Genomic DNA, 22,313 nt, shown 5'->3' with positions numbered 1-22,313 from the left:
GGGAGGGAGCATGACAGAACGGATCACGGAGGTGGCGGTCGGCGCCACCCGCACGGAAGGAGGGACGAGGACGCGGTCGTACCGCATCGGCGGGGCATCGGCCCTGCCGGGCATGGGCGACGCGGGGAGCAGGCCGCTGGTCGCCCTGGAGATCTGCGACGACCCGGCCCTCTGGCCGGCGGTCGTGCTGGAGGAGGTCGGCGACCTTGCCGGCGACCTCGCCGGATGGGCGAGGGCGGCGGAAGAGTGGTGGAACGCCGACCTGGTCCGCCTCGTCCTGACGAGCACGCGGCGACGGGGTTTCGACGACCCTGCGGCGGCCGGGCGGGCGGTCGAGGAGGTGCTCGCCGCCACCGGCCTCCCTCTCGTCGTCGAGGGGAGCGCCGACCCGGCCCTGGACACCGAGGTCTTCAGGCGGTGCGGGGAGGCCGGCGAGGGGGAGCGTCTCCTCCTCGGCACGGCCGAGGCCGAGCGCTACCGCTCGGTCGCGGCCGCCGCCCTTGCCTACGGCCACGCCGTCGTCGCCCAGACCCCGATCGACATCAACCTGGCAAAACAGTTGAACATCCTGCTCCGGGAGACCGGCGTGTCGCACGACCGGATCGTCATCGACCCCTATACCGGCGCCCTCGGGTACGGCTTCGAATACTCGTACTCGGTGATGGAGCGGGTCCGCACCGCCGCCCTCGCGGGCGACGCCGACCTGGCGATGCCGATGATCAGCGCCGCCCAGGACTCTCTCACGGTAAAGGAAGTGCGCGAGGCCCCTGACGAAGAGCGGGCCGGGACGGCAGTGGAGTGGGAGTTCTATGCCGCCTTCGCCGCGGCGGTGGCCGGCGCCGGGATCGTCTGCGTCCGCCACCCCCGCACCGTCGGGGTGCTCAAAGAAGCGGTCGCCGACCTCTGGGAGGGAGCGGGATGGCCATGAAGGCGCTCGAAGTCTACAAACTCCTGCCAAAGACCAACTGCAAGGAGTGCGGGTTCCCGACCTGCCTCGCCTTCGCGATGAAACTCGCCGCCGGCGGCGTCGAACCCGAACGCTGTCCGTACCTGGACGAGGAGACGAAGGCCCTCCTCGGCGGGGCGACCAGGCCGCCGGTGCGGGCGGTGACGGTCGGCGTCGGCGCCCGCTCCTTCACCGTCGGAGAGGAGATCGTGATGTTCAGGCACGAGAAGACCTTCTACCACCGCCCGGGCATCATGGTCTGCGCCGCCGACACCTCGCCGGTGGCGGAGATCAGGAGGACCGCGGAGGAGGTGCGGGACTTCGTCGTCCACCGGGTCGGGCAGGACCTGACCCTCGACGGGATCGCGCTCAGGTGCGAGAGCGGCGATCCCGACCGCTTTGCCGCGGCCGCCATGGCCGTCGGGGAGTGCGGCGACCTCCCCCGCCTCCTCATCGCCGCCGACCCCGCCGCTCATGAGGCGGCCCTCCGGGTCTGCGGCCAGTTCCTCCCCCTCATCCACGCGGCGACGACGGAGAACCACGCGGAGATGGCGGCCCTCGCAAAGCGCTACGGGTGCCCGCTCGTCGTGCGGGCAGAAACCCAGGTGAAACTCGCCGACCTCGCCGCTCAGTGCACCGCCGCCGGCGCCCCGGCCGTCCTCCTGGACCCGGCGCCGCGGACGATGGGGGACTTCGTGGCGCGGGCCTCGCACCTCCGGGAGCACGCCGTGACGAGGGCGGCGCCAGACCTCGGGTACCCCCTCTACCTGGACACCGTGCCCCTCGGCACCGACGCCGCCCTCGCCGCCGGGATCCTCAGGTATGCCGGCGTCATCGCCGTCCCGCCCCTGCCGCACCCTTCCCTCCTCGCCGCCCTCACTCTCCGCCAGAACATCTACACCGACCCGCAGAAACCCATCCAGGTGGCGCCCGGCATCTACCCGGTGAACAATCCCGGCAGGGACGCACCCGTCCTCCTCTCGGTGAACTTCTCCCTCACCTACTTCACCCTCCTTGGCTACCTGGAGGCCGCGAAGGTTCCCTGCTACCTCTTCGTCGTGGACACCGCGGGGCTCTCGGTCCTGACGGCGGTCGCCGGCGGAAAACTCGATGAAGAGGTGGTGAAAAAAGCGATCGAGGCCACGGACCTTGCCGGGACCGTGGGCCACCGCACCATCGTCATCCCGGGCTTCGCAGCGCCCCTCTCGGGGAGGATCGAGGAGGCGACCGGATGGACGGTGCGGGTCGGGCCGCGCGACGCCGCGGAGATCGGGGAGTTCCTGGAGACGGAGACGGAGGGATAGATGCCGATCGTCACCTTCCTCCCTGGCTACCGGAAGGCCCGGGTCACACAGGGCGCCACGGTGCTGGAAGCGGCGCAGAAGGCCGGACTCGTGATGAACGTCGTCTGCGGCGGGCAGGGGAAGTGCGGCAAATGCATCGTCCGCGTCGAGAGCGGGGAGACGATCTTTGACCGGGAGAAGTTCGGCGTCCTCTTCGAGACCGCTGAACTCGACGCCGGCGCCTGCCTCGCCTGCCAGACCCGGGTCTTCAGCGACGCCCGCATCGAGGTCCCGGCGCGGACCCTGGTGCAGGAACAGAAGATCCTGGTGGACGCCCGACCCCTCGACGTCCCGGTCAGCCCGTCGGTGCGGAAGTACGCCCTCACGCTCGCCCCGCCCACCCTGGACGACCCCTCGGCAGACCTGGCGCGGCTCCTCGAAGGGGTGGAGCACAGCGGCGGACCGGCGGCGACGAAGATCTACGCACCTCTCGAGATGCTCAGGAAGATCCCGGTCGTCCTCCGCCACGGCAGGTGGCGGTGCACGGCGACGGTCGCCCTGGTGCCCGGCGGCTACCGCCTCATCAACGTCGAGGAAGGGGAGACCCGGGCGCGGCTGTACGGGGCGGCGGTGGACCTCGGGACGACGACGGTCGTCGCCTACCTCTGGGACCTCGCCGGCGGCCGCGTCCTCTCGACGGCCTCGAACTATAACCGGCAGATCTCCTGCGGCGAGGACATCCTCTCCCGCGTGAACTACGCGAAGAAGAACGGCACCGGCCACCTCCAGGAACTCGCGGCCGTGAGCATCAACACCGCGCTCACCGCCGCGGCCGACGCCGCCGGGATCGATCTCGAGGACATCTACGAGGTGACGGTCGCCGGCAACACGGTGATGACCCACCTCCTCCTCGGCATCGACCCGGCCTACATGATCGCCGAACCCTACGTCCCGGTGGTGAGGCGGACGTTCACCACGACAGCGCAGCGCCTCGGCCTCGCCGTCGCCCCGACCGCCGGGGTCTTCACCTTCCCCGCGGTCTCGAACTTCATCGGCGGCGACATCGTCGCCGACATCCTCACGTCAGGGATGGCCGACCAGGACGAGGTCTCGCTCCTCATCGACATCGGCACCAACTTCGAGGCGGTCCTCGGCGGGCGGGACTGGATGCTCGCCTGCGCCGGGGCGGCCGGACCGGCCCTGGAGGGTGGGGAGGTGCTCTTCGGGATGCGGGCGAACCCGGGGGCGATCGAGCGGGTGCGGATCGACGAGGCCACCCTCGAACCCGCCTTCGAGACGATCAACCGCGTCCCGCCGGTCGGCATCTGTGGTTCAGGGCTGATCGACCTCCTCGCCGGCCTGATCCGCGCCTGCGTCATCGACCGGACCGGCCAGATCGACACCGGCATCGACCACCCGCGGATACGGATGGGGCGCCACTTCCCGGAGTACGTCGTCGCCTGGGAGGAGGAGAGCGGGGCGGGGAAAGATATCGTGATCACCGGCCACGACATCAGGAACCTGATCATGAGCAAGGCGGCGGTGCTCGCGGCCTGCATCACCCTGATGGACGCGGCCGGGATCGGCCACGACGACCTCGCCAACGTCTTCTTCTCAGGGGCCTTCGGCAACTACATCGAGAAGGAGAACGCCGTCACCATCGGCCTCATCCCGGAGGTGCCCCTCGAGCGGGTGAAAAACCTCGGGAACGGGGCGATCACCGGGGCGAACCAGGCCCTCGTCAGCCGCGAGCGGAGGAAGGCCCTCGACCGGATCGCACGGACGGTCACCTATATCGAACTGAACGCGGACCCGGGGTTCATGGACCGGTACACGCAGAGCTGTTTCCTCCCGCACACCGACCTCGCCCTCTTCCCGACGGTGCAGAGGATGCTCGAAGAGTGCAGGCTGCGAAAGAGGTGGGGGCAATGGCAGGCGTGATCCCCGCGGCCGGACTGCGGGCGACCGGGGTCGGCGCCCTGCCGCACCGCGACCCCGACGCCGCCTGCCGGGCGGTCCTCGCCGCCTTCCCCGAGGTGCCGTACGCCCCGACCCTCCCGAACAAAAACCCCCTCGAGGCGATCGTCCTGGCGGAGGCGGAGTGCCTGCCCGGTGCGGAGGTCCGCGACGGGAAAGTGACCGTCGACACCGCCGCCGACGAGGCGATGGAGGCGGTGCTGATGGACTACCTGGAGGAGCGGTACGCCGGGTACGCCGCATCGGCGGCGACGGCCTCGGGCTTCCACCGCCTGATGGCGTACGACCTCTCCGGCGCCGCTCTCCTGAAGTGCCAGGTCACCGGCCCGGCGACGATGGGGATGCAGGCGGTGGACGCAGAGCGCCGGCCTGTCCACTATGACGGGGCGTACGCCGACGTCCTGGGAAAGGCGCTCGCCCTGCGGACGCGGTGGTTCGAGGAGAGGATGCAGGCGCACGGGGTGCCGACGGTCGTGGTGCTCAACGAGCCCTACCTCACCGCCCTCGGTTCGCCGGTCGTCCCCCTGGACGAGGAGACGGTCCGCTCCTCCTTCGCCGACGTCGCCGCCCTCCTCGAAGGAGGCGTCGGTATCCACTGCTGCGCGAACACCGACTGGGGCTTCGTCTTCTCCCTCTCTCCGTCCCTCGTCTCCTTCGACGCCCACGCCCATGCCCGCGAGTTTCTCCTGTACGGCGACGACCTGGCGGCGTACCTCGAAGGGGGCGGGGTCGTCGCATGGGGAGTGGTCCCGGCCGACCGCCCGGCGCCGGACGCCGGGGAACTCGACCGCATCCACGGGCGCTTCGCCGCGATCAGGCGGACGGTCGCGGACCTGGTCGGCGACGACACCTTCGTCGACCGTTCGCTGGTCACGCCGACCTGCGGGATCAGGGCGACGGACGACGCGGGGGCCGAGGCGATCATGGAGGCCGCCGCGGCGGTCGCCCGCAGGGCGCGGGAGGGGGGAAGATGAACCCCTGCACCGTCGCGATCGCCGGGAAAGGCGGGACCGGGAAGACGACGCTCGCCGCCCTGCTGGTCGACGCCCTCGTCGTCGCCGGCGTGCGCCCGGTCCTCGTGGTGGACGCCGACCCGAACGCCAACCTCCACGAGGCGATGGGGGTCGCCGTCGAGGAGACCCTCGGCACGATGCGGGAGGAGGCGTTCACCAGGAACATCCCGCCGGGAATGGACCGGCGGGCCTACATCGGCTACCGGTTCAGGCGGGTGCTCGTCGAGGCCGGGGGCTTCGACCTCCTGGCGATGGGCAGACCTGAAGGGACCGGGTGCTATTGTTTCGCCAACGATCTCCTCCGCGAGTGCGTCGACTCGCTGGTGCAGGACTACCGGTGCGTCGTCATCGACGCCGAGGCAGGGATGGAGCATATCTCCCGCGGCACCGTCGGGGCGCCCGACCTCCTCCTCATCGTCTCCGACCCCTCGGCCCGCGGCCTGCGGACCGCCCTGCGGATCCGGGACCTCGCTGTCGCCCTGGGCCTCGACGAGGAGAGGATCTTCCTGGTCGTCAACCGCTCGAAGGGCGAGGCGGTGGCGGCCGGCCCCCTCCCCCTCGCCGCCGTCGTCCCGTACGACCCGGCGGTCGAGGAGGCCGACGTCGCGGGCCGCCCGGTCATCTCGGTCCCGCCGAAGAGTCCGGCGAGGGCGGCGGTGGAAGGGCTTGGCCGGTGGGTGATGGAGAGATGCGGATGAATCCCTGCCGGGATCACACCATCGCAAGGGCGTGCTCTCGCTTCAGGAGAGAGTCTACAGAGCCGAAAATCGGCTTTGTAGAATTTTGCATGAGCCCCGGGCTCAAGCATACGGGATGAAAATTTCCCGTTGCTTGATCGCTTTTATTCAAGAGAGAAGAGTCGGAGAGGATCGTGTTCCATCGCCGCCCCTCGTCTATCTTCTCGCGAGACGGCAGGAAAGATCGTGCGATGAGGGCGGCACGCCTGATCATCACGCCTTCCCACAACACCATGCCGGGGGCGCTTGCCGCCCGGACCCCCGGGATGAAGATTGAGCCGGGAAGGCAGAGGATTGATCGTTCTGAAGGCGGTTTTGTTCTCCGCATATCAGGTATGAGGAATCTCTGTGTGTTCAAATTCTCATCCATACCTCCAGAACTGAACGTCTGGATGATTTTCATGGTAAATCATCTTGATGGTTCTCTTCGACGAATCGCACTCGCACCAAGAATTGGCGAGGGTTTACCATGAAAATGATCCTGACGATCCTCTCTTCAGGTTTGCATGAGCGTTTGAACTCGTCATATCCATTTGAAGCCGATACGCAGAGGATAGAAAATCCCTCTGATGGATCTGCCGCCCCCAATCGTCGAGATTTCCCTGCTGTCTCGCGCCGGGGGGAAACCCCCCGGGCCCCCCACGACGAAGATAGCCGGGGGGCGGCACGATGCTTGACTCCGATTCGCTCCTCGAACGCAGGGATAAGGGTCAAGAACCGATCCAGATCTGATCTGATATTTTCATTGCGTATGCTTGAGGCGGGGCGCTCGCCTCATGCCTGATTCTACACAGCCGATTTTCTCGACTCCCTTCGGCCCTCCTCCCGGAGGCGAAGATCGGGGAGGGGCGGCGATAGAGTGGTGTTCCCATTCAATGCCCCCCCCTGATAGGGTTTCGCCGCTCCCGCTTCTGAGACCATATCGTCTTCCCCACGACCGGCCGCTCCCTCCCCCACGCACACCCCTTTTATCGCCAGGCGTCCACACTATTCCCCATGGCGATCCACCCGATAGACTACCGGTACGGCACGCCCGAGATGAAGAGCGTCTGGGGCGAAGAGAACCGGTTCAGGTGCATTGTGGCGGCAGAGGTCGCGCTTGCACAGGCCGAGGCGACGTGCGGGGTCATCCCGGCCGACGCCGCGGCGACGATCAAGCAGTGCGCGGGCGAGGCCACCCTCGCACGGGCAAACGAGATCGAGGCCGAGATCAACCACGACATGATGGCCGTCGTCAAGGCGGTCACCGAGGTCTGCGGCGACGCCGGACGCTGGATACACTTCGGCGCCACCTCGAACGACATCCTGGACACCGCCACCGGGCTCCAGATGAAGGCGGCGATAGACCTGATCGAGGAGAAACTCCAGCGGCTCCTTGCCGTCCTCCTCCGCAGGAGCGAGGAGACGAAGAACCTCGTCTGCGTCGCACGCACCCACGGCCAGCACGGCGTGCCGACGACGTACGGGCTGCGGTTCGCGATCTGGGCAAGCGAGGTCGGCAGGCACATCGAGCGTCTCCGCGAGATACGGCCGCGGGTCGCCGTCGGGCAGCTCACCGGCGCCGTCGGGACGCAGGCGGCCCTGGGGACAAAGGGGCTTGAGGTGCAGCCCGCGATGATGGAATATCTCGGCCTCACCGCGGTCGACGTCTCGAACCAGGTGATCTCCCGCGACCGCTATGCCGAGTACGTCCTCTTCCTCGCGAACATGGCCACGACCCTGGACAAGATCGGGGTCGAGATCAGGTCCTTACAGCGGACCGAACTCGCCGAGGTCGAGGAGGCCTTCGGCAAAAAGCAGGTCGGGTCATCGACGATGCCGCACAAGAGGAACCCGATCAAGAGCGAGCAGGTCTGCGGCCTGGCCAGGATCGTCCGCGCAATGGTCGAACCGTCCCTCCAGAACAACACCCTCTGGGACGAGCGCGACCTCACCAACTCCTCCTGCGAGCGGGTGGTCTTCCCCGAGGCCTCGGTCCTCGCCGACCACATCCTCAACGTGATGACCGGCGTCCTCGACCGCCTCAATATCAGGGAGGAAAACATCAGGAAGAACCTCGACCTCCTCCACGGCGTGAACCTGGCCGAGTCGGTGATGATCGAACTGACCAAGCGCGGTCTGGGCAGGCAGGACGCCCACGAGGCCGTCCGCGTGGCGAGCATGACCGCCCTTGCAGAGAAGAGAAACATCGCCGGCGTCCTCGAAGAGAACCCGAAGGTCGCGGCCGTCCTCTCCTCCGAGGAGATCGCCGCCCTCCTCAACCCTGACAACTATATCGGCACCGCGGTCGAGCAGGTCGAGCGTGTCGTCGCGAAACTCAGGCCCCTCGCGGCCTGAACCTATTTTTTTCAAGATTATGCGGTTTTGATGGGGATAAGAGAAGGATCCGCATCCCCTCCAGCCATACCCCCGGCTATCCTGAGAGGGTCGGGCAGTGCAAACCCCCGCACAAGACACCGGAATACAGGGCCACCACTCCTCACTCCTCCCCGCCCTCGGGCACGGAAAAATGTGTCTGGACAAAGCGCCATCCGTCCCAGGTGTTCATCAGGACGGCGGTCAGGCGACCGTTCAGGTGCCGCACCGTCTCCCCGACCGTGACCGTCATCTCGAAGGGCGTCGCCACCCAGGCGATGATCCCGTCCGCCGCGATCCTGAGGCCGCCGTATTCGAGCGAGATGTCGTCGAAAGCTGCACATTCACGGACGATGGCCGAGACGTACTCGTCGCGCCCTTCCACCCACTCTCCCTTCTCCGAACCGATCCCGATCACCTCGGGCGCCAGCAGTACCGCAACGCCGTCCACGTCCTTTCGGCCGTACGCGGAGGCGTAGGCGTACATCGTCTTCGTCACCGCATCACGCGTCTTTGCACTGAGAGACATCGGTACAGGATCGAACAGCCAGGAGTTAGCCTTTCCTGATCCTGTGAAGGGCGCAAAAGGATCAATCCGTGATCCTCCTCCTCGTGACCGGTGAACGAACAGAGATCGAGCATCGTGCCGCCCGCGGACCACCCACGACGAAGATGGTCGAGGGGTGCGGTAGCAATCTCTTGAACGACACCGGACTTCAGAAACAGCTTCAGGTTTTTGGGATAACTCATGGTAAACCCTCACCATTTCCGGGTGTGAGCGCAGTTCAACCGCCCTCCCGCATCTTCTCGCCCGAGGATCTCCGAAAGCCCGACGCCATGCTCAAACTCGCTGCCGGGAGAGGACCGATCAGAGTCGCCCCGGTTCACACCACCGGCCACCACATTTCCAAAACCTTTTCATCAAGCAGGAAGAGGCGTACTTCATGCCATCCTCCCTCCTGACCGAACGGCTCGAACTGGTCCCGGCCACACCCGGCCACCTCGACCTCGACCTCACCGACCATGGGGCGCTCGCCGCACTCCTGGAGGCAGATGTCCCGGCCGACTGGCCGCCCGAGATGATCAGGGAGGCGCGATCACCCTTCCTCTCGATGCTCAGGGCCGACCCGCTCAGCGAGGGCTGGAACCTCTGGTACCTCGTCTGCACCGGGGGCGACCGCCGGATGCTCGTCGGGGGGTGCGGGTTTGTCGGCCGCCCTTCCGTCGAGGGGAGGGTCGAGATCGGGTACTCGCTCCTGCCGGGGTGCAGGGGCCGGGGATATGCGTCCGAGGCGGCGGCCGCTCTCATCAGGTGGGCCTTCGACGATCCTGAGGTGACATGCGTCTTTGCCAGGACGTACGCCGACCTGACGCAATCGATCCGTCTCCTCAGACGGCTCGGCTTCACCCCTGCGGGGGAGGAGGAGGGAGGCGTCAGGGTACGCTACGACCTGACCAGGGCGCAGTGGGAGAGGAAGATCCGCTGGGGCTGGAAAAAAGAGGAGTTTATTCCCGCCTTCCCCTGAGGAGGAGGGCGGCACCGGCGGCAAGGGCCGCAAACCCGTACGGGAGCGGACTCTGCTGCGGGGCGGTGGTCGCCGTGGTGACCGGGGTCGTGACCGGGAGGGGGGTCGCGGTCTCCGCGGGTGTCACCGGCGGCGCAGGCCCGGACGCATCGACTCCGATCGCGAAGAGCGAGAAGCCGGGCGATGTGGCGGTGAAAGAGTACCGGTGCTCGTCCTCGGCGATGATGCGGGTGGGGAGGGCGTGCCACGCGCCGTCGTGGTAGCGGTACAGTGTCACGTCATCGGGACCGGCGCCGTGCTCTTCGAGCCACGTCTTTGGAACCGTGAAGTCGAGGTCGGCGCCGGCAAGGGCCTCGTCGGTGGTGTGGTACAGCATCACTTCGTCGTATTCATAGACCGCATTGGCCGGGGCCTCGATACTGTGCGGCTTTGCGGTCGGTTCGACGGTGACCAGGATATGCGAGACCGCTTCAGCGGCGGTCACCTTCACCTCGTGGATCGCCGAGTCACGGACCTCGAAGGAGGCGTGCCCGCCGGCCGGGATCTTGCTTGCCGCACCGGCCGATGCGGGCGAGCGGCCTCCACCACTACCACCGCCGCTCACGCCCGGCGACTCAACCGTGATGCAGTTCTTCAGCATCGTCGAGTTCGAGGCGTACGGGTTGCTGACATTCAGAGAGACCGTGTAGGTGCCGGCTGATGCGTAGGTGTGGGATGGGCGCTCTTCGGTCGAGATCGAACCGTCTCCAAAGTCCCAGACACGGCTGAAGACACAGCCCGTCGATTCATCGGTGAATGCAACCGTGAGGGGAGCGTTCCCTCCCGCAGGCGTGACGGTGAAGTTTGCCTTCGGCGGGTCGAGGGCGGTGACCGTCTTTGTCATCGTGCTGCTCCCGAAGGCGTTCGTGACCGTCAGGGTGACCTGGTGGGTGCCGTTGGTCGAGAAGATATGGGTGGGGCGGGTATGGTCGACCGCGGGACTGTTGTCCCCGAAGTCCCATGAACGGGAGAGGAAGGGGACACCGTACGAGGCGTCGGCGAACTGCACCTCAAGCGGGGTGCTGCCGCCGGTCGGGGCGGCGGTGAAGTTCGCGGTCGGGATGCAGGTGTGGAGCGGGAGGGCATCGATGCATCCCTCGCCGAGGTCGTAGCCCTCGTCACAGATCCCGTCGCCATTGAGATCTTCATGGGTCTCCGAGAACCCGGTTCCCTCAGGCGTCAGCCAGAGGTTGCCGCCGAGGAAGGGGCCGCCGTGGATGTTTTTCCCGAAGGTCTTTGTGGTGTTCCAGCGGGTGCCGGTCAGGTCTGAGGTATCCGGGATATAGACATTCCACGTGTTGTTGAAGAGGTTGTTCGCGATGAGAGAGTTCGTCGCGGAATAACGGGGGTAAACAGACAGTCCACAACTGGTGAGCCCGGTGAAGGTGCTGTTGGTGAGCGTGATATTCTCGACATTGGTGAGGGAAATACCGGACGTCCCGCCCTTCACCGTGACGTTTTCGACGATGACGGAGTCCGCCTTCTCCAGGCTGACTCCATAGTAGTTATTCTCGAGGAGAGTGTTGTCTCTCAGGATCGTCGTCTGCCCCTTGCACCCATAGACTTTCAAACCGCCATTATTGCCTGAAAAGATGTTTGAGATAACCACAGAGCCCTGGCATCCGGACTGGAGTTGAATGCCTCTTTCCTTGCAGTCCTGGACAGTGTTCCCTGAGATGAAACAACCAGGGCAATTGGAATAGAGAATAATCCCGAAACCCCCACATCCGGTCATCTGGTTGTCCAGGATCCGACACTGGCCTGCGGAGGAGAGGCTGATGCCGTTGCCACCCATACTGCTCAGCGTACACTCCTCCACGGTGCAGTTCGCCGCGGATGTGATGCGAACCCCGTCACTTCCGTCCCGCACGATGCATCCCCGCACCACGGCGTTATCGGCCCCGTCGACAGAGATAACCCCATTGACGGTGAGGTTTTCGACGTTCGCACCGTCGGCGGTGATCGTGATGCCGCCGTTCACTGTCGCGCCCTCGTTCCCCCTGAGGGTGATGTTCTTGTCCACCGTCACGTCCTCGTTATAGGTGCCGGCGGGGACGAGGACGACGTCGCCCTCAGAGGCGGCGTCCACCGCGCCCTGGATGGTGTAGGGTTCGACAGTGAACGTGTGGGTCGTGGTGTTCGTCCCGAACTCATTCTCCACCGTCAGCGTCGCCTGGTAGGTGCCCGCGTTCCCGTAGGTGCGGGTGACGTTCCGGGTGGTCTCTGTCTCCCCGCCGAATGTCCATGACCATGAGGTGGGGTCGCCCACCGAGGTGTCGTTGAAGAAGACCGGCACGCCGGTCATCACGCTCGACGGTGCCACGCTGAAGTTCGCCGACGGCCCGCCGTTCTGGAGCGGAAGGGAATCGATGCACCCGTTCCCAAGATCGTAGCCCTCGTCGCAGATCCCGTCGAGGTCGAAGTCGGCGCGGGTCTGGGAGAAACCCGTGCCCGTGGGCGTCAGCCAGAGGTTGCCGCCGAGGAACGAACCGCCGCGGATGTTTTCACCGGCGGTCTTCGTCATGTTCCAGCGGGTGCCGGTCATAACGTAGCCATCCCGGATACAGAGGTTCTGGGTGTTGTTGAAGAAGTTGTTGGCGATGAGGGAGTTCGTCGCGTAAGAGCCGTGGTAAACAAACAGTCCATATCCGGTGAGCCCGGTGAAGGTGCTGTTGGTGAGTGTGGTATTCTCGACATTGGTGAGGAAAATGCCGTACTTCCCGTCCTTCACCGTCACATTCTCGATGATGACAGAGTTCACACCCTCCAGGTTGACCGCGATGTTTCGGTCTCCAATGACGGTGTTGTCCCTCAGGACGGTGGTCGTGCCGGTGCATCCACTGACCCTGAAACCACCGTCATTGCCTGAGCAGGTGTTGGATTCGACCACAGAACCCTGGCACCCGGACTGGAGTTGGATGCCTCTTTCGTTGCAGTCCCGGACAGTGTTTCCTGAGATGATACCGTCGGGGCAATCTTGTATGAGCATGATCCCGAAACCTCCACACCCGGTCACCTGGTTGTCCAGGATCCTGGGCTGGCCAGCGCAGGAGAGGTAGATGCCGTCGCCAGGGATGGTGCCCCCCACCGTGCATCCTTCCACGGTGCAGTTCGTCGAGTATGTGATGCGAACCCCGTCACTGCTGTCCCTTACGGTGCACCCCCGTACGACGGCGTCGTCGGCATGGTCGACCACAACGCCGTTCACGGCGAGACCTTCGAGCACCGCACCGTCGGCGGTGGAGGTGAGGGAAATTTTGCCGTTCACGATCGCACCCTCGGTGCTCGTGAGAGTGAGGCGTTTGTTCACGGTCACGGCCCCGTCATAGGTGCCGGTGCCGACGAGGACGACGTCGCCGGCAGCGGCAGCGTCGATCGCCGCCTGGATACTCTCGCCGGGGTTGACCGTCACTTCGGCTGCAGCCACCGGCGGCGAGGCGAGGGCGAGGGCGAGGGCAAGCAGGAGTATGCCGAAGAAATGGACGAGTGTAGTACGGTTTATGCTCTCTGAGAGTTGTCTGAAGAATTGTTGGTCGTACGTGGTGGTTCCCTCCTGAAAACTGTAGAATAGGCCTTTGAGTAATTATAATCTATAAATCATATATGGTAATTTCGATTAGTTTCCGCCTCAATATCATGCTTTTTAGATATCAAGATGAATTTCATGCACATAAATGAAAAATAGCAAATAATAATCCTCGAAAAGTGCATTCCAGAGAGAGGGGCGATACCGGGCGCACCCCCCTCAGGCCGCCATCCCCCGTCTCTGCGCTCCCAGCCGGACGGAAAAACCGCAGGAGACGGCCGGAGAAGCGGGATCTGGCACCCGTATAAGAGGAAAAGATCGGAGACCGCGACCAGATAAAACCGGAACCACTTAATAGGATCATTAAAAATTCCAGCCACTCCTTTTTCGCGAGCGTCCTCCTCCCTGTCCCTTAATAGCCCCGGCACTTCAGACACGTACAATGGACCATAGAGATCTCAGGTCGCGACGAGAGGAGAGCGAACCCCATCATGACGAACCAGCATAACCAGATAGTATCGGGAAGGGAGGAGACGTCCGGGGAGAAAGGCCGGACCACCGGACAGTTTCCAGAGAACGAATATCTTCTGCTCCTTGATGCCATGCCGGTGCAGGCATGGACGCTCCCTGACCCGGAGACCTACGGTGCGGTCAATATGGCCAGGGCGGCATATCTCGGCCTCCAGAAAGATGACCTGGAACGAAGACCGGTCCGGGACGTCCTCCCTGAAGAAGAGGCGGCGATCTGTATCCAGGGAAACGAGGAGGTCTTCAGGGAGAGAAGAGCGGTCCGTACCGAAGAATGGATCCTCAACGCCCACGGCGAAGAGCGGTTGCTTGCCATCACCAAAAAACCGGTCCTCGACGAGGTGGGCACCGTCGTCTTCGCGGTCTGCACGGCCGAGGACATAACCGAACAGAGGCGTGCCGAGGAGGCGGTGCTCAGGCGGGATGCAATCCTCGAGGCGGTGGGGTTTGCCGCGGACAGACTGCTGAAAAAGAGGCGGTGGAACGAGGAGGTCCCCGCGATCCTCAGGTGTCTGGGGGAGGCGACGGGGGCGAGCAGGGTCCGTCTCCTCGAAAGGGGCGGGACGGCAGGAGAAGAGGCGCACCCCGGGTGCCGGGAATGGACCGCGGCCGGCGTCGCTCCGCTGGGGGAGCGGTTCGTCGACCGTACCGGGATCTTCTCCGCGGAGGAAACCCCGCAATGGTATGCCGACCTCGCCGCCGGCCGACCGGTCGCCGCCGCGGCCGCCGCGTTCCCGGCAGAGGGGCGCCGGCACCTCGCGGCAGAAGGGATCCTCTCCCTCGTCGAGATCCCGGTCCTCGTCGACGGCGAGTGGTGGGGATGCCTCGGCCTCGACGACTGTCGCGAGGAGAGAGGGTGGTCCGGGGCTGAGGTCGACGCCCTCAGAACCGCGGCAGGGATCCTCGGGGCCGCCGTCCAGCGGCGACGCACCGAGGACCTCTTCCGTCTGCCGGTCATGTACTCCTCGTCAGGGATCTACCTCGCCCAGGACGGCACCTTCAGGGACGTCAACCCCGGGTTCAGCACCCTCTTCGGCTATACGCGGGAGGAGGCGGTCGGCCGGATGCGCCAGACCGGGGTCATTCTCGCGGAGGACCGTCCCCGTCTGGAGAAGACCGTCCACGGCCTCCTCTCCGGCGAGATCGACACGGCGCGGGACCACCTCAGGGCCGTCAGGAAGGACGGTCGGGAACTCTGTCTCGAGCACGTCGGGACAAGGACGCTCTATCAGGGGAGGCAGGCGGTCGTCGGCACCTTCATCGACCGGACCGCGGAGAAAAAGGCCGAGGCCGCGCTCAGGGAGAGCGAGACAAAGTACCGCGAGTTCTTCAACAACGTCAACGATGCCATCTTTCTCATCGAGGTGACCCCGGACTATCATCTGGGGAGGTTCATCGAGGTGAACGCCGTCGGGTGCGACCGCCTGGAGTATTTCAGGCGGGAACTTCTGATGATGGGGCCGGCCGGGATCGAGGACTGGAAGGCGAGGCCCAGGTACGTCGAGATCATGGAGGCCCTCATCCTCCACGGCCGTGCCACCTTCGAGTCGGTGTTCCTGCGAAAGGATGGGTCGCCCATGCCGGTGGAGGTGAACTGTCACCTCTTCGAGATGGCGGAAAAGCCGGTGGTCCTCGCCGTGGCCAGAGACATCACGGAGCGGAAAGAACGGCAGAAGATGGAGGCCGAAGCCTTCGGGCAGATCGAAAAGAACATGGAGCAGTTCGCCATCCTCAACGACCATATCAGAAATCCGCTCCAGGTGATCCTGGGCCTGGCATGCCTGTACGACGAGGAGGTCGGCGGGCGGATCGCCGGCGAGGTCAGAAAGATCGACGCCCTGGTGAACAGTCTCGACCAGGGATGGCTCCAGTCCGAGAAGATCAGAAAGGTTCTGCGCCGCCATTACGGGCTCTTCCAGAGCGGAAGAGATGAAGAGCGGGCCGGGTGAATCTTTTTTGGGGAGGGCATCCCGGTATTTCCTGCTCCCTCTGCCTTCCCAGCCCTATCGCCATCCGGAGGTGCCGGGGCGGCGACTGAGTGGAGTTCCTCCCACTGTTCCCTCGTGAAGAGCGTGATCAAGGAGTTCTACAGGTTCGATATTGGAGAGATAACGTACCACTCGGGGAGAGACAGACCGGCCTTCTCCTCATCCGCGGGTATCATATCGGTCGGCACCAAACCTACCCACAATGAGCAGCACAGGCGCGGACGGCAAGGCCGACTTTTATCTCGACGGATGGGTGGAGATTGACGGCCGCCGCCTCTCTGAAGAGGAGGTACGGGCGGCCGTCGGCGGCGACCCCCTCGCCCCCGCCCGCTTCGGGGGGGAGTTTTTCCTGAGGTACGGCGAGTGGGCGGCGCGGGACCGCTTCGGGATCAGGGACGGCCCCGCACCGGCCGGCATGCTCACCCGCGCCGGCGAGTTCGTCGGCACCGTCGGCCCGGACCACCAGGCCGGCGACCTGGAGGCCGCAATCGTCACCGCCGTCGGACTCAGGGCGACCGACGACACCGCCGTAGCCCTCTCCGGCGGGGTGGACTCGGCGCTCGTCGCCGCCCTCGCAGAGAGACCGGCCGTTGTCGTCGGGTTCGAGGACTCCCACGACCACCGCCTGGCCCTCGACCTCGCCGCGGCCTGCGGGCTCGAGTGCGAGGCCGTGACCGTCACCGTGCCCGAGGTCGAAGAGGCACTTCGTGAGGGCGTCGGTCTCCTCGACGCCCCCAACCCCGTCGACGCCTCCATCGCCGCGACCGAGGTCTTCGTCGCGAGGTGGGCGCGGGACCACGGGTACCGCCGGGTGCTCACCGGCCAAGGCGCCGACGAACTCTTCGGCGGGTACGCACGGTACCTGGAAAGCCCGGACCTCGCCGCAGAACTCGAACGCGACCGTCTCGACCTTCCCCGCCAGGTGGCCAGGGACCGGGCGGTGGCCTCCTCTTATGGTACTGCATTCTCGCCCCCGTACCTCGACCTGCGCGTGGTGGCGGCGGCCCGCGCCTTTCCCCCGCCCTCCCTCATCGAGGGAGGCGTGCGCAAACGGCCTCTGCGAACAGTCGCGGAACGGCACATTCCCCCCGAGTTCGCCGCGGCAGAGAAGAAAGCGATGCAGTACGGCAGCGGGATCTGGAAGACGGTCCAGAAACTCGCACGTCGCCAGGGTTATCGCCGTGTCGCCGACTACCTGCAGATGCTGGGCGAAGAGGAACGCTGAATTGAACGGAGTTTCGGCTCTGTAGAAATTTTCGTGATGGTTTTTTTTGTCGGGGGGCGGTGTGATCCCGCCGAGGAATGATCGTCACTCTTCCGTCCTGGTCCAATCATCGAGGCCGGGATGAGGGGGGGTATGGCGATCAATGTGCCGTCCCTCCCCACATGATCTGTCCTGCCATTTCGCGTGAGGATAGGACGGGCCTCCCTCGCCCTGGTTCTATCTTCGGGGTCATGAGAACGGGACGGCGTGACGATCAGAATGTGCCGTCCCCTCATCGGAGAACCATCCCCCGTTTCGCGAGAGGATAGGCGAGGGACGACACACAGCAAGGTGATCCCGCTGAGGAATGATCGTCACTCTTCCGTCCTGGTCCAATCTTCGGGGTCATGAAGACGAGACGGCGTTCTGATCCAGACATGCCGTCCCATCTTCACCGGATCGTTCCGCCGTCTCGCGAGAAGATAGGACGGGGGACGGCGTGACGCGTGATCCCACTGAATCATGATCGGCTCGCCCCCGTCCCGCTCCTATCCTGGGGGTCATGAAGATGAGATGGCGTTCTGATCCAGACATGCCGTCCCACCTTCACCGGATCGTTCTGCCGTCTCGCGAGAAGATAGGTCGGGACGGCATGGGGTGCGTGATCCTACTGAATAATGATCGGCTCGCTCCCGTCCCGCCCCTATCCTGGGGGTCATGAAAGCAGGACGGCGTGACGATCAGAATGTGCCGTTCCTCCTCATCGGATCTGTTCTGCCGTCTCGCGAGAAGATAGGACGGGGAACGGCACGAGTTGGTGCACTCTCTCCCGTCCCGGTTCTATCCTCGGGGTCATGATAGCGGGACAGCGTGGTGATCAGAATCTTCCGTTCCTCCTCATCGGATCTGTTCTGCCATCTCACGAGAAGATAGGACAGGGAACGGCACGAGTTGGTGCACTCGCTCCCGTCCCGCTCCAATCTTCGGGGTCATGATAGCAGGACGGCGTGACGATCAGAATGTGCCGTTCCTCCTCATCGGATCTGTTCTGCTGTCTCGCGAGAAGATAGAACGGGGAACGGCACGAGTTGGTGCACTCTCTCCCGTCCCGGTTCTATCCTCGGGGTCATGAATACAGGACGGTGTCATGATCCAGACATACCGTTCCCTCATCACTGGATCTTTTCTGGTACTTCGCGAGAAGATAGGATGGGGAACGGCACGAGTTGGTGCACTCTCTCCTGTCCCGCTCCAATCTTCGGGGTCATGATAGCGGGGACGGTGTCATGATCCGAACATGCCGTCCCACCTTCACCGGATCAGTCATGCCGTCTCGCGAGAAGAGAAAGCGAGGGACGGCAAGGACAGATCTCTCGATGGGGACGGCAGTCAGGATCGCCGACGACCCTTACACCATTGCAGCAGGTTTTCAGCAGAATTTCAGCAGGTGCCGCGAAGATCAAACGGCGAGGAGAGGAGTTCGATCTTACAGTACTAGTACAGATAGAGAGACGCGTCTCTCTCTTAGTACTATATTCCAGCAAAACCCACACCCACCCGGTAGCCGGGGTACTCATGGGTCTGCGGGTGGGCGGGTGTGTGCGAAACCCGAAATGTTGTAACAGATCCGGTGATCTCGACGTCTGGCAGAGAAAAATCCGATCAACCTCCACCGAGCCGTCCGTTGAGTGGCGGCACCTTCCGCAAACTGCTGCAAACGGCTGTAAAACAGAAGAGTTTGCTGCAAGAGACATCTCGAGGCGTCCCAGACCGCCAGTCCCGGAATCTACTTCACTCGTTCTTCTCTCATGAAAGATCAAATCGACTGAACCGGGATCGCAATCGCTCGATCCCTTATGCCGGGTGCCGATCTCAGACCCCCTCTTTTGCGCGGGGGCGACCTGAAGGCGGTCCGCCCGCCGTGGAGCGATCGGTCCGGACGGTTCTCATAAACTCACCAAATCCATCCATATCTCCGGATCATGCAGCGCCCCCCCGACCCTTAGCATATCGGGCACTTTTATTGCCATGCGAGATTCACCCTTCAGAGGAAAAGAGAAATATCGGCTGGAACGTATTTGTTTTTCCCTGTACGAAAACAAAATTCAGCTGCTGGCCGTATCATAATGGTTATAAAAAGTCGGTACAAGGGTACTTATCTGACATGGGTAGGGACATGCATGGTTTCTGAAACTGAGGTAGCACATATCGCAATACTCGCAGATATCGGGATATCAAACGAAGAACTCGCCGAGTTCACCGGACAGTTCAACGCAATCCTGGAATATTTCGACCTCCTCGACCAGGTGGAGGCCGGTGAAAGACCTGAGGCCGGGACGACCAATGTCTTCAGAGACGACGACATCGTCGCCTCCCTCCCCCTCGACGACGTCGTGAAGGGTGCCGCCGAGTCGGAAGACGGGTACATCAAGGCCCCGCGGGTGGTGCTCTAAATGGGAGTCGTCACCTTCGACGCCGAAGACCGCTGGAACGCCTTCGTCACCCTCTGCCGGAAGGCCGAGCACCGGGACGACGGACCCCTTGCCGGGGTCAGGGTCGCCGTCAAAGACAACATCTCCACCGCCGGGATTCAGACCACCTGCGGCTCGGCGATCCTCAAGGGCTACGTCCCGCCGTACGACGCCCACGTCGTCACCCTCCTCAGGGAGGCCGGGGCCGCCATCGTCGGCAAGACCAACATGGACGAGTTCGGGATGGGGACCACCACCGAGTCGAGCGCCTACGGCCCGACCACCAACCCGGTCGACGTGAGCAGAGTGCCGGGCGGGTCTTCAGGCGGGAGCGCCGCGGCCATCGCCGGCGGCCTCGTCGACATGGCCCTCGGCACCGACACCGGCGGCTCGATCCGGTGCCCGGCCGCCTTCTGCGGCATCGTCGGGCTCAAACCCACCTACGGCCGGACCTCCCGGTACGGGCTCATCGCCTACGCCAACTCGCTCGAAGGCGTCGGCCCGATGGGGCGGACCGTCGGGGACGTTTCGCGGCTCTTCTCGGCCATCGCCGGCCACGACCCCCGCGACGCCACTTCCCTCGACCGCCCGTACGACCACACCCCGGCCCCTGAGGTGAAGGGCCTGCGGATCGGTGTCCCGGCCGAGTTCTTCGGCAAGGGCGTCGACCCCGCCGTCGCCGCAGAGGTGCGGGCGGCCATCGAGACGTTCACCGAACTCGGCGCCGAGGTCGTCGAGTGCACGATGCCGAGCATGCAGTACGCACTCGCCGCGTACTACGTCACCTGCACCTGCGAGGCCTCCTCGAACCTGGCCCGTTTCGACGGCGTCAGGTACGGCCCGGGCGCGGACACCATCCGCTCCTGGCACGACGCCTACCAGGACCACCGCAAAGAAGGCTTCGGCGCCGAGGTCCGCCGGCGGATCATGCTCGGAACCTTCGCCCTCTCCGCCGGGTACTACGGCAAATACTATGGCAAGGCCCAGGCGGCCAGGAAGAACGTGAGAGAGGACTTTGCCCGCCTCTTCGCCGACGTCGACGTCGTCGCCGGCCCCACCATGCCGACGACCGCCTTCAAACTCGGCGAGAAGAGCGACCCGCTCTCGATGTACCTCGCCGACATCCTCACCGTCCCGGCCAACCTCGCCGGCGTGCCGGCGATCTCGGTGCCCTGCGGCACCGTCGACGGTCTTCCGGTCGGGCTGCAACTCATCGGACCACACTTCGGGGAGGAGCGGATCATCGATGCCGCCGCCGCCTTCGAGGAGGTGCGGGCATGAGCGCACAGCACACCGACGTCATCATCGGGCTCGAGATCCACTGCCAGTTGAACACGCAGACCAAACTCTTCTGCGGCTGTTCGACCGACTACAAAGAGGACGGCCCGAACACCCACGTCTGCCCGGTCTGCATCGGCCTGCCGGGCTCGATGCCGATGGTCAACAAAAAGGCCATCGAGTATGCCCTCAGGGTCGCCAGGGCCCTCAACCTCGAAGTCCTGGAAGAGTCGGAGTTTGCCAGGAAGAACTACTTCTACCCCGACCTCCCGAAGGGCTACCAGATCACGATGTATGACCGGCCGCTTGCCGAGCGGGGCATCCTTGAGATCGAGGACGACGAGGGCAAGGAGAAGAAAGTGCGGATCACCAGGATCCACCTCGAAGAGGATCCCGGCAAACTCGTGCACATGGGTGGGGCCGGCAGGGCCAGGTACACTCTCGTCGACTACAACCGGAGCGGGATCCCGCTCATCGAGATCGTCACCGAGCCCGACCTCAGGTCACCGAAGGAAGCGCGGCGGTTCCTCAACAAACTCAGGGCCACCCTGGAGTACCTCGGCATCTTCGACGGCGAGCGCGAGGGTGCGCTCCGTGTGGACGCCAACATCTCCATCAAGGGTTCGGAGCGGGTCGAAGTGAAGAACATCACCTCGTACAAAGGCGTGGAGAAGGCGCTCACCTTCGAGATCACCAGACAGAAGAGCCAGATCCGCCGGGGCGCCCGCGTCGAGCGCGAGACCAGGCACTTTCAGGAAGGACGCGGGATCACCACCTCGGCCAGGTCCAAGGAGACCGAGACCGACTACCGCTACTTCCCCGAACCCGACCTCCGCCCGCTGCGGGTGCGGGACTGGGTTGCGGGGATCGCCCTTCCCGAGCTCCCGGACGCACGGCGCGACCGGTTCATGCGGCAGTACGGCCTCTCCCTCAACCACGCGAGGACGCTCACCGGCGACCTCCGTCTCGCCGAGTTCTACGAGGCCCTGGCCGCAAAGGCCGACCCGGCGCTCGCGGCCACCTGGACCGCGGACACCCTGCTGGGCGAACTGAACTATAGGGACATGGCGGTCGCGACGGTGCCCCTCGACCACTTCGCCGACCTGGTCAACCTCGCCGGTTCGGGCGAAGTCACCGACCGCGTCGCCGTCGAGGTGCTCAGAAAACTCCTCGACGCCGTCCTCGAAGGCCGGAGCCCGGCGATGCCCTCCGCGTACGTCAAAGAGCAGAACCTGGGCAAAAGCGACGCCTCGGCCTTCGCCGCAGTCGTCGACGAGGTGATCGCCGAGAACGAACAGGCGGTCGCCGACTACCATGCCGGCAAGACCTCCGCACTCAACTTCCTGCTCGGACAGGTGATGAAGAAGACCAGGGGCAAGGCCGACCCCAGAGAGATCACACCGATGATCGCGGCCCGTCTCTCTTCTGAGGAGGGGTCATAG

Annotated in this window: 17 protein-coding genes; 13 read left to right on the top strand and 4 right to left on the bottom strand. The window is 64.6% G+C overall.

The features are described from left to right. The first annotated feature begins 10 nt into the window (after positions 1–10). Genes E2N92_RS11800 through E2N92_RS11780 form a run of 5 tightly spaced genes read left to right on the top strand, consistent with a single transcriptional unit; the run spans position 11 to position 5,917 of the window. Complete coding sequence (locus tag E2N92_RS11800) at positions 11–928, top strand: acetyl-CoA decarbonylase/synthase complex subunit delta (RefSeq protein WP_220681347.1); 918 nt, start codon at positions 11–13, stop codon at positions 926–928. Then, positions 925–2,250 carry an acetyl-CoA decarbonylase/synthase complex subunit gamma gene (gene acsC / locus E2N92_RS11795; RefSeq protein WP_246589211.1) on the top strand — a complete coding sequence of 442 codons (1,326 nt, stop codon included), beginning with the start codon at positions 925–927 and terminating at the stop codon, positions 2,248–2,250. Before E2N92_RS11800 ends, acsC begins: the two co-directional genes overlap by 4 nt. Beyond that, positions 2,251–4,170 (top strand): ASKHA domain-containing protein, encoded by a 1,920-nt coding sequence (locus E2N92_RS11790; protein WP_220681345.1) that lies wholly within the window; start codon positions 2,251–2,253, stop codon positions 4,168–4,170. Beyond that, the gene (locus E2N92_RS11785) at positions 4,158–5,180 is read left to right on the top strand and encodes a uroporphyrinogen decarboxylase/cobalamine-independent methonine synthase family protein (protein ID WP_220681344.1); all 1,023 of its coding nucleotides are present in this window, start codon (positions 4,158–4,160) and stop codon (positions 5,178–5,180) included. Before E2N92_RS11790 ends, E2N92_RS11785 begins: the two co-directional genes overlap by 13 nt. Next, on the top strand, positions 5,177–5,917 hold the full coding sequence (locus E2N92_RS11780; RefSeq protein WP_220681343.1) for an ATP-binding protein: 741 nt from the start codon (positions 5,177–5,179) through the stop codon (positions 5,915–5,917). The genes E2N92_RS11785 and E2N92_RS11780 overlap by 4 nt, the downstream gene beginning before the upstream one ends. 13 nt (positions 5,918–5,930) lie before the next feature. On the opposite strand, the gene E2N92_RS11775 is transcribed toward E2N92_RS11780, so the two are convergent. Then, positions 5,931–6,359, bottom strand: coding sequence for a hypothetical protein (locus E2N92_RS11775; protein ID WP_220681342.1), 429 nt, complete (start codon positions 6,357–6,359; stop codon positions 5,931–5,933). A gap of 593 nt (positions 6,360–6,952) precedes the next feature. Between E2N92_RS11775 and purB the strand changes: the two genes are divergently transcribed. Beyond that, a complete protein-coding gene (purB, locus tag E2N92_RS11770; protein WP_220681341.1) occupies positions 6,953–8,293 on the top strand; it encodes an adenylosuccinate lyase in 1,341 nt (446 codons plus the stop codon). Between the two features lie 142 nt (positions 8,294–8,435). On the opposite strand, the gene E2N92_RS11765 is transcribed toward purB, so the two are convergent. Next, positions 8,436–8,840 carry a nuclear transport factor 2 family protein gene (locus tag E2N92_RS11765; protein ID WP_220681340.1) on the bottom strand — a complete coding sequence of 135 codons (405 nt, stop codon included), beginning with the start codon at positions 8,838–8,840 and terminating at the stop codon, positions 8,436–8,438. Positions 8,841–8,908: 68 nt separating this feature from the next. Between E2N92_RS11765 and E2N92_RS11760 the strand changes: the two genes are divergently transcribed. Both E2N92_RS11760 and E2N92_RS11755 read left to right on the top strand, forming a co-directional pair. After that, a complete protein-coding gene (locus tag E2N92_RS11760; protein WP_220681339.1) occupies positions 8,909–9,274 on the top strand; it encodes a hypothetical protein in 366 nt (121 codons plus the stop codon). Beyond that, a complete protein-coding gene (locus tag E2N92_RS11755) occupies positions 9,256–9,837 on the top strand; it encodes a GNAT family N-acetyltransferase (RefSeq protein WP_220681338.1) in 582 nt (193 codons plus the stop codon). Before E2N92_RS11760 ends, E2N92_RS11755 begins: the two co-directional genes overlap by 19 nt. Here E2N92_RS11755 and E2N92_RS11750 read toward each other — a convergent pair. Beyond that, positions 9,818–13,303 carry a NosD domain-containing protein gene (locus E2N92_RS11750; RefSeq protein WP_220681337.1) on the bottom strand — a complete coding sequence of 1,162 codons (3,486 nt, stop codon included), beginning with the start codon at positions 13,301–13,303 and terminating at the stop codon, positions 9,818–9,820. The two genes, E2N92_RS11755 and E2N92_RS11750, sit on opposite strands and share 20 nt — an antisense overlap. 170 nt (positions 13,304–13,473) lie before the next feature. Then, the gene (locus E2N92_RS11745; RefSeq protein ID WP_220681336.1) at positions 13,474–13,839 is read right to left on the bottom strand and encodes a hypothetical protein; all 366 of its coding nucleotides are present in this window, start codon (positions 13,837–13,839) and stop codon (positions 13,474–13,476) included. 54 nt (positions 13,840–13,893) lie between these two features. On the opposite strand from E2N92_RS11745, the gene E2N92_RS11740 reads away from it, so the two are divergent. From E2N92_RS11740 to gatB, 5 genes are all read left to right on the top strand, one after another. Then, positions 13,894–15,879 (top strand): PAS domain S-box protein, encoded by a 1,986-nt coding sequence (locus E2N92_RS11740; RefSeq protein ID WP_220681335.1) that lies wholly within the window; start codon positions 13,894–13,896, stop codon positions 15,877–15,879. A 241-nt stretch (positions 15,880–16,120) separates the two neighbouring features. After that, on the top strand, positions 16,121–17,143 hold the full coding sequence (locus E2N92_RS11735; protein ID WP_220681334.1) for an asparagine synthase C-terminal domain-containing protein: 1,023 nt from the start codon (positions 16,121–16,123) through the stop codon (positions 17,141–17,143). Positions 17,144–19,302: 2,159 nt separating this feature from the next. Further along, positions 19,303–19,575, top strand: a complete 273-nt coding sequence (gatC, locus tag E2N92_RS11730; RefSeq protein WP_220681333.1) for an Asp-tRNA(Asn)/Glu-tRNA(Gln) amidotransferase subunit GatC — start codon at positions 19,303–19,305, stop codon at positions 19,573–19,575. Further along, positions 19,576–20,874, top strand: coding sequence for an Asp-tRNA(Asn)/Glu-tRNA(Gln) amidotransferase subunit GatA (gatA, locus tag E2N92_RS11725; protein ID WP_220681332.1), 1,299 nt, complete (start codon positions 19,576–19,578; stop codon positions 20,872–20,874). Further along, positions 20,871–22,313 carry an Asp-tRNA(Asn)/Glu-tRNA(Gln) amidotransferase subunit GatB gene (gatB, locus tag E2N92_RS11720; RefSeq protein ID WP_220681331.1) on the top strand — a complete coding sequence of 481 codons (1,443 nt, stop codon included), beginning with the start codon at positions 20,871–20,873 and terminating at the stop codon, positions 22,311–22,313. The genes gatA and gatB overlap by 4 nt, the downstream gene beginning before the upstream one ends.

This window comes from Methanofollis formosanus, assembly GCF_019633745.1.
Lineage (GTDB): Archaea > Halobacteriota > Methanomicrobia > Methanomicrobiales > Methanofollaceae > Methanofollis > Methanofollis formosanus.
This window is presented reverse-complemented; position numbering and strand designations above follow the sequence as displayed.

Coding starts and splice junctions, on each gene's coding strand:
- E2N92_RS11800 (WP_220681347.1), top strand. CDS start 11: ATGACAGAACGGATCACGGAGGTGGCGGTCGGCGCCACCCGCACGGAA.
- acsC (WP_246589211.1), top strand. CDS start 925: ATGAAGGCGCTCGAAGTCTACAAACTCCTGCCAAAGACCAACTGCAAG.
- E2N92_RS11790 (WP_220681345.1), top strand. CDS start 2,251: ATGCCGATCGTCACCTTCCTCCCTGGCTACCGGAAGGCCCGGGTCACA.
- E2N92_RS11785 (WP_220681344.1), top strand. CDS start 4,158: ATGGCAGGCGTGATCCCCGCGGCCGGACTGCGGGCGACCGGGGTCGGC.
- E2N92_RS11780 (WP_220681343.1), top strand. CDS start 5,177: ATGAACCCCTGCACCGTCGCGATCGCCGGGAAAGGCGGGACCGGGAAG.
- E2N92_RS11775 (WP_220681342.1), bottom strand. CDS start 6,359: ATGAAAATCATCCAGACGTTCAGTTCTGGAGGTATGGATGAGAATTTG.
- purB (WP_220681341.1), top strand. CDS start 6,953: ATGGCGATCCACCCGATAGACTACCGGTACGGCACGCCCGAGATGAAG.
- E2N92_RS11765 (WP_220681340.1), bottom strand. CDS start 8,840: ATGTCTCTCAGTGCAAAGACGCGTGATGCGGTGACGAAGACGATGTAC.
- E2N92_RS11755 (WP_220681338.1), top strand. CDS start 9,256: ATGCCATCCTCCCTCCTGACCGAACGGCTCGAACTGGTCCCGGCCACA.
- E2N92_RS11740 (WP_220681335.1), top strand. CDS start 13,894: ATGACGAACCAGCATAACCAGATAGTATCGGGAAGGGAGGAGACGTCC.
- E2N92_RS11735 (WP_220681334.1), top strand. CDS start 16,121: ATGAGCAGCACAGGCGCGGACGGCAAGGCCGACTTTTATCTCGACGGA.
- gatC (WP_220681333.1), top strand. CDS start 19,303: ATGGTTTCTGAAACTGAGGTAGCACATATCGCAATACTCGCAGATATC.
- gatA (WP_220681332.1), top strand. CDS start 19,576: ATGGGAGTCGTCACCTTCGACGCCGAAGACCGCTGGAACGCCTTCGTC.
- gatB (WP_220681331.1), top strand. CDS start 20,871: ATGAGCGCACAGCACACCGACGTCATCATCGGGCTCGAGATCCACTGC.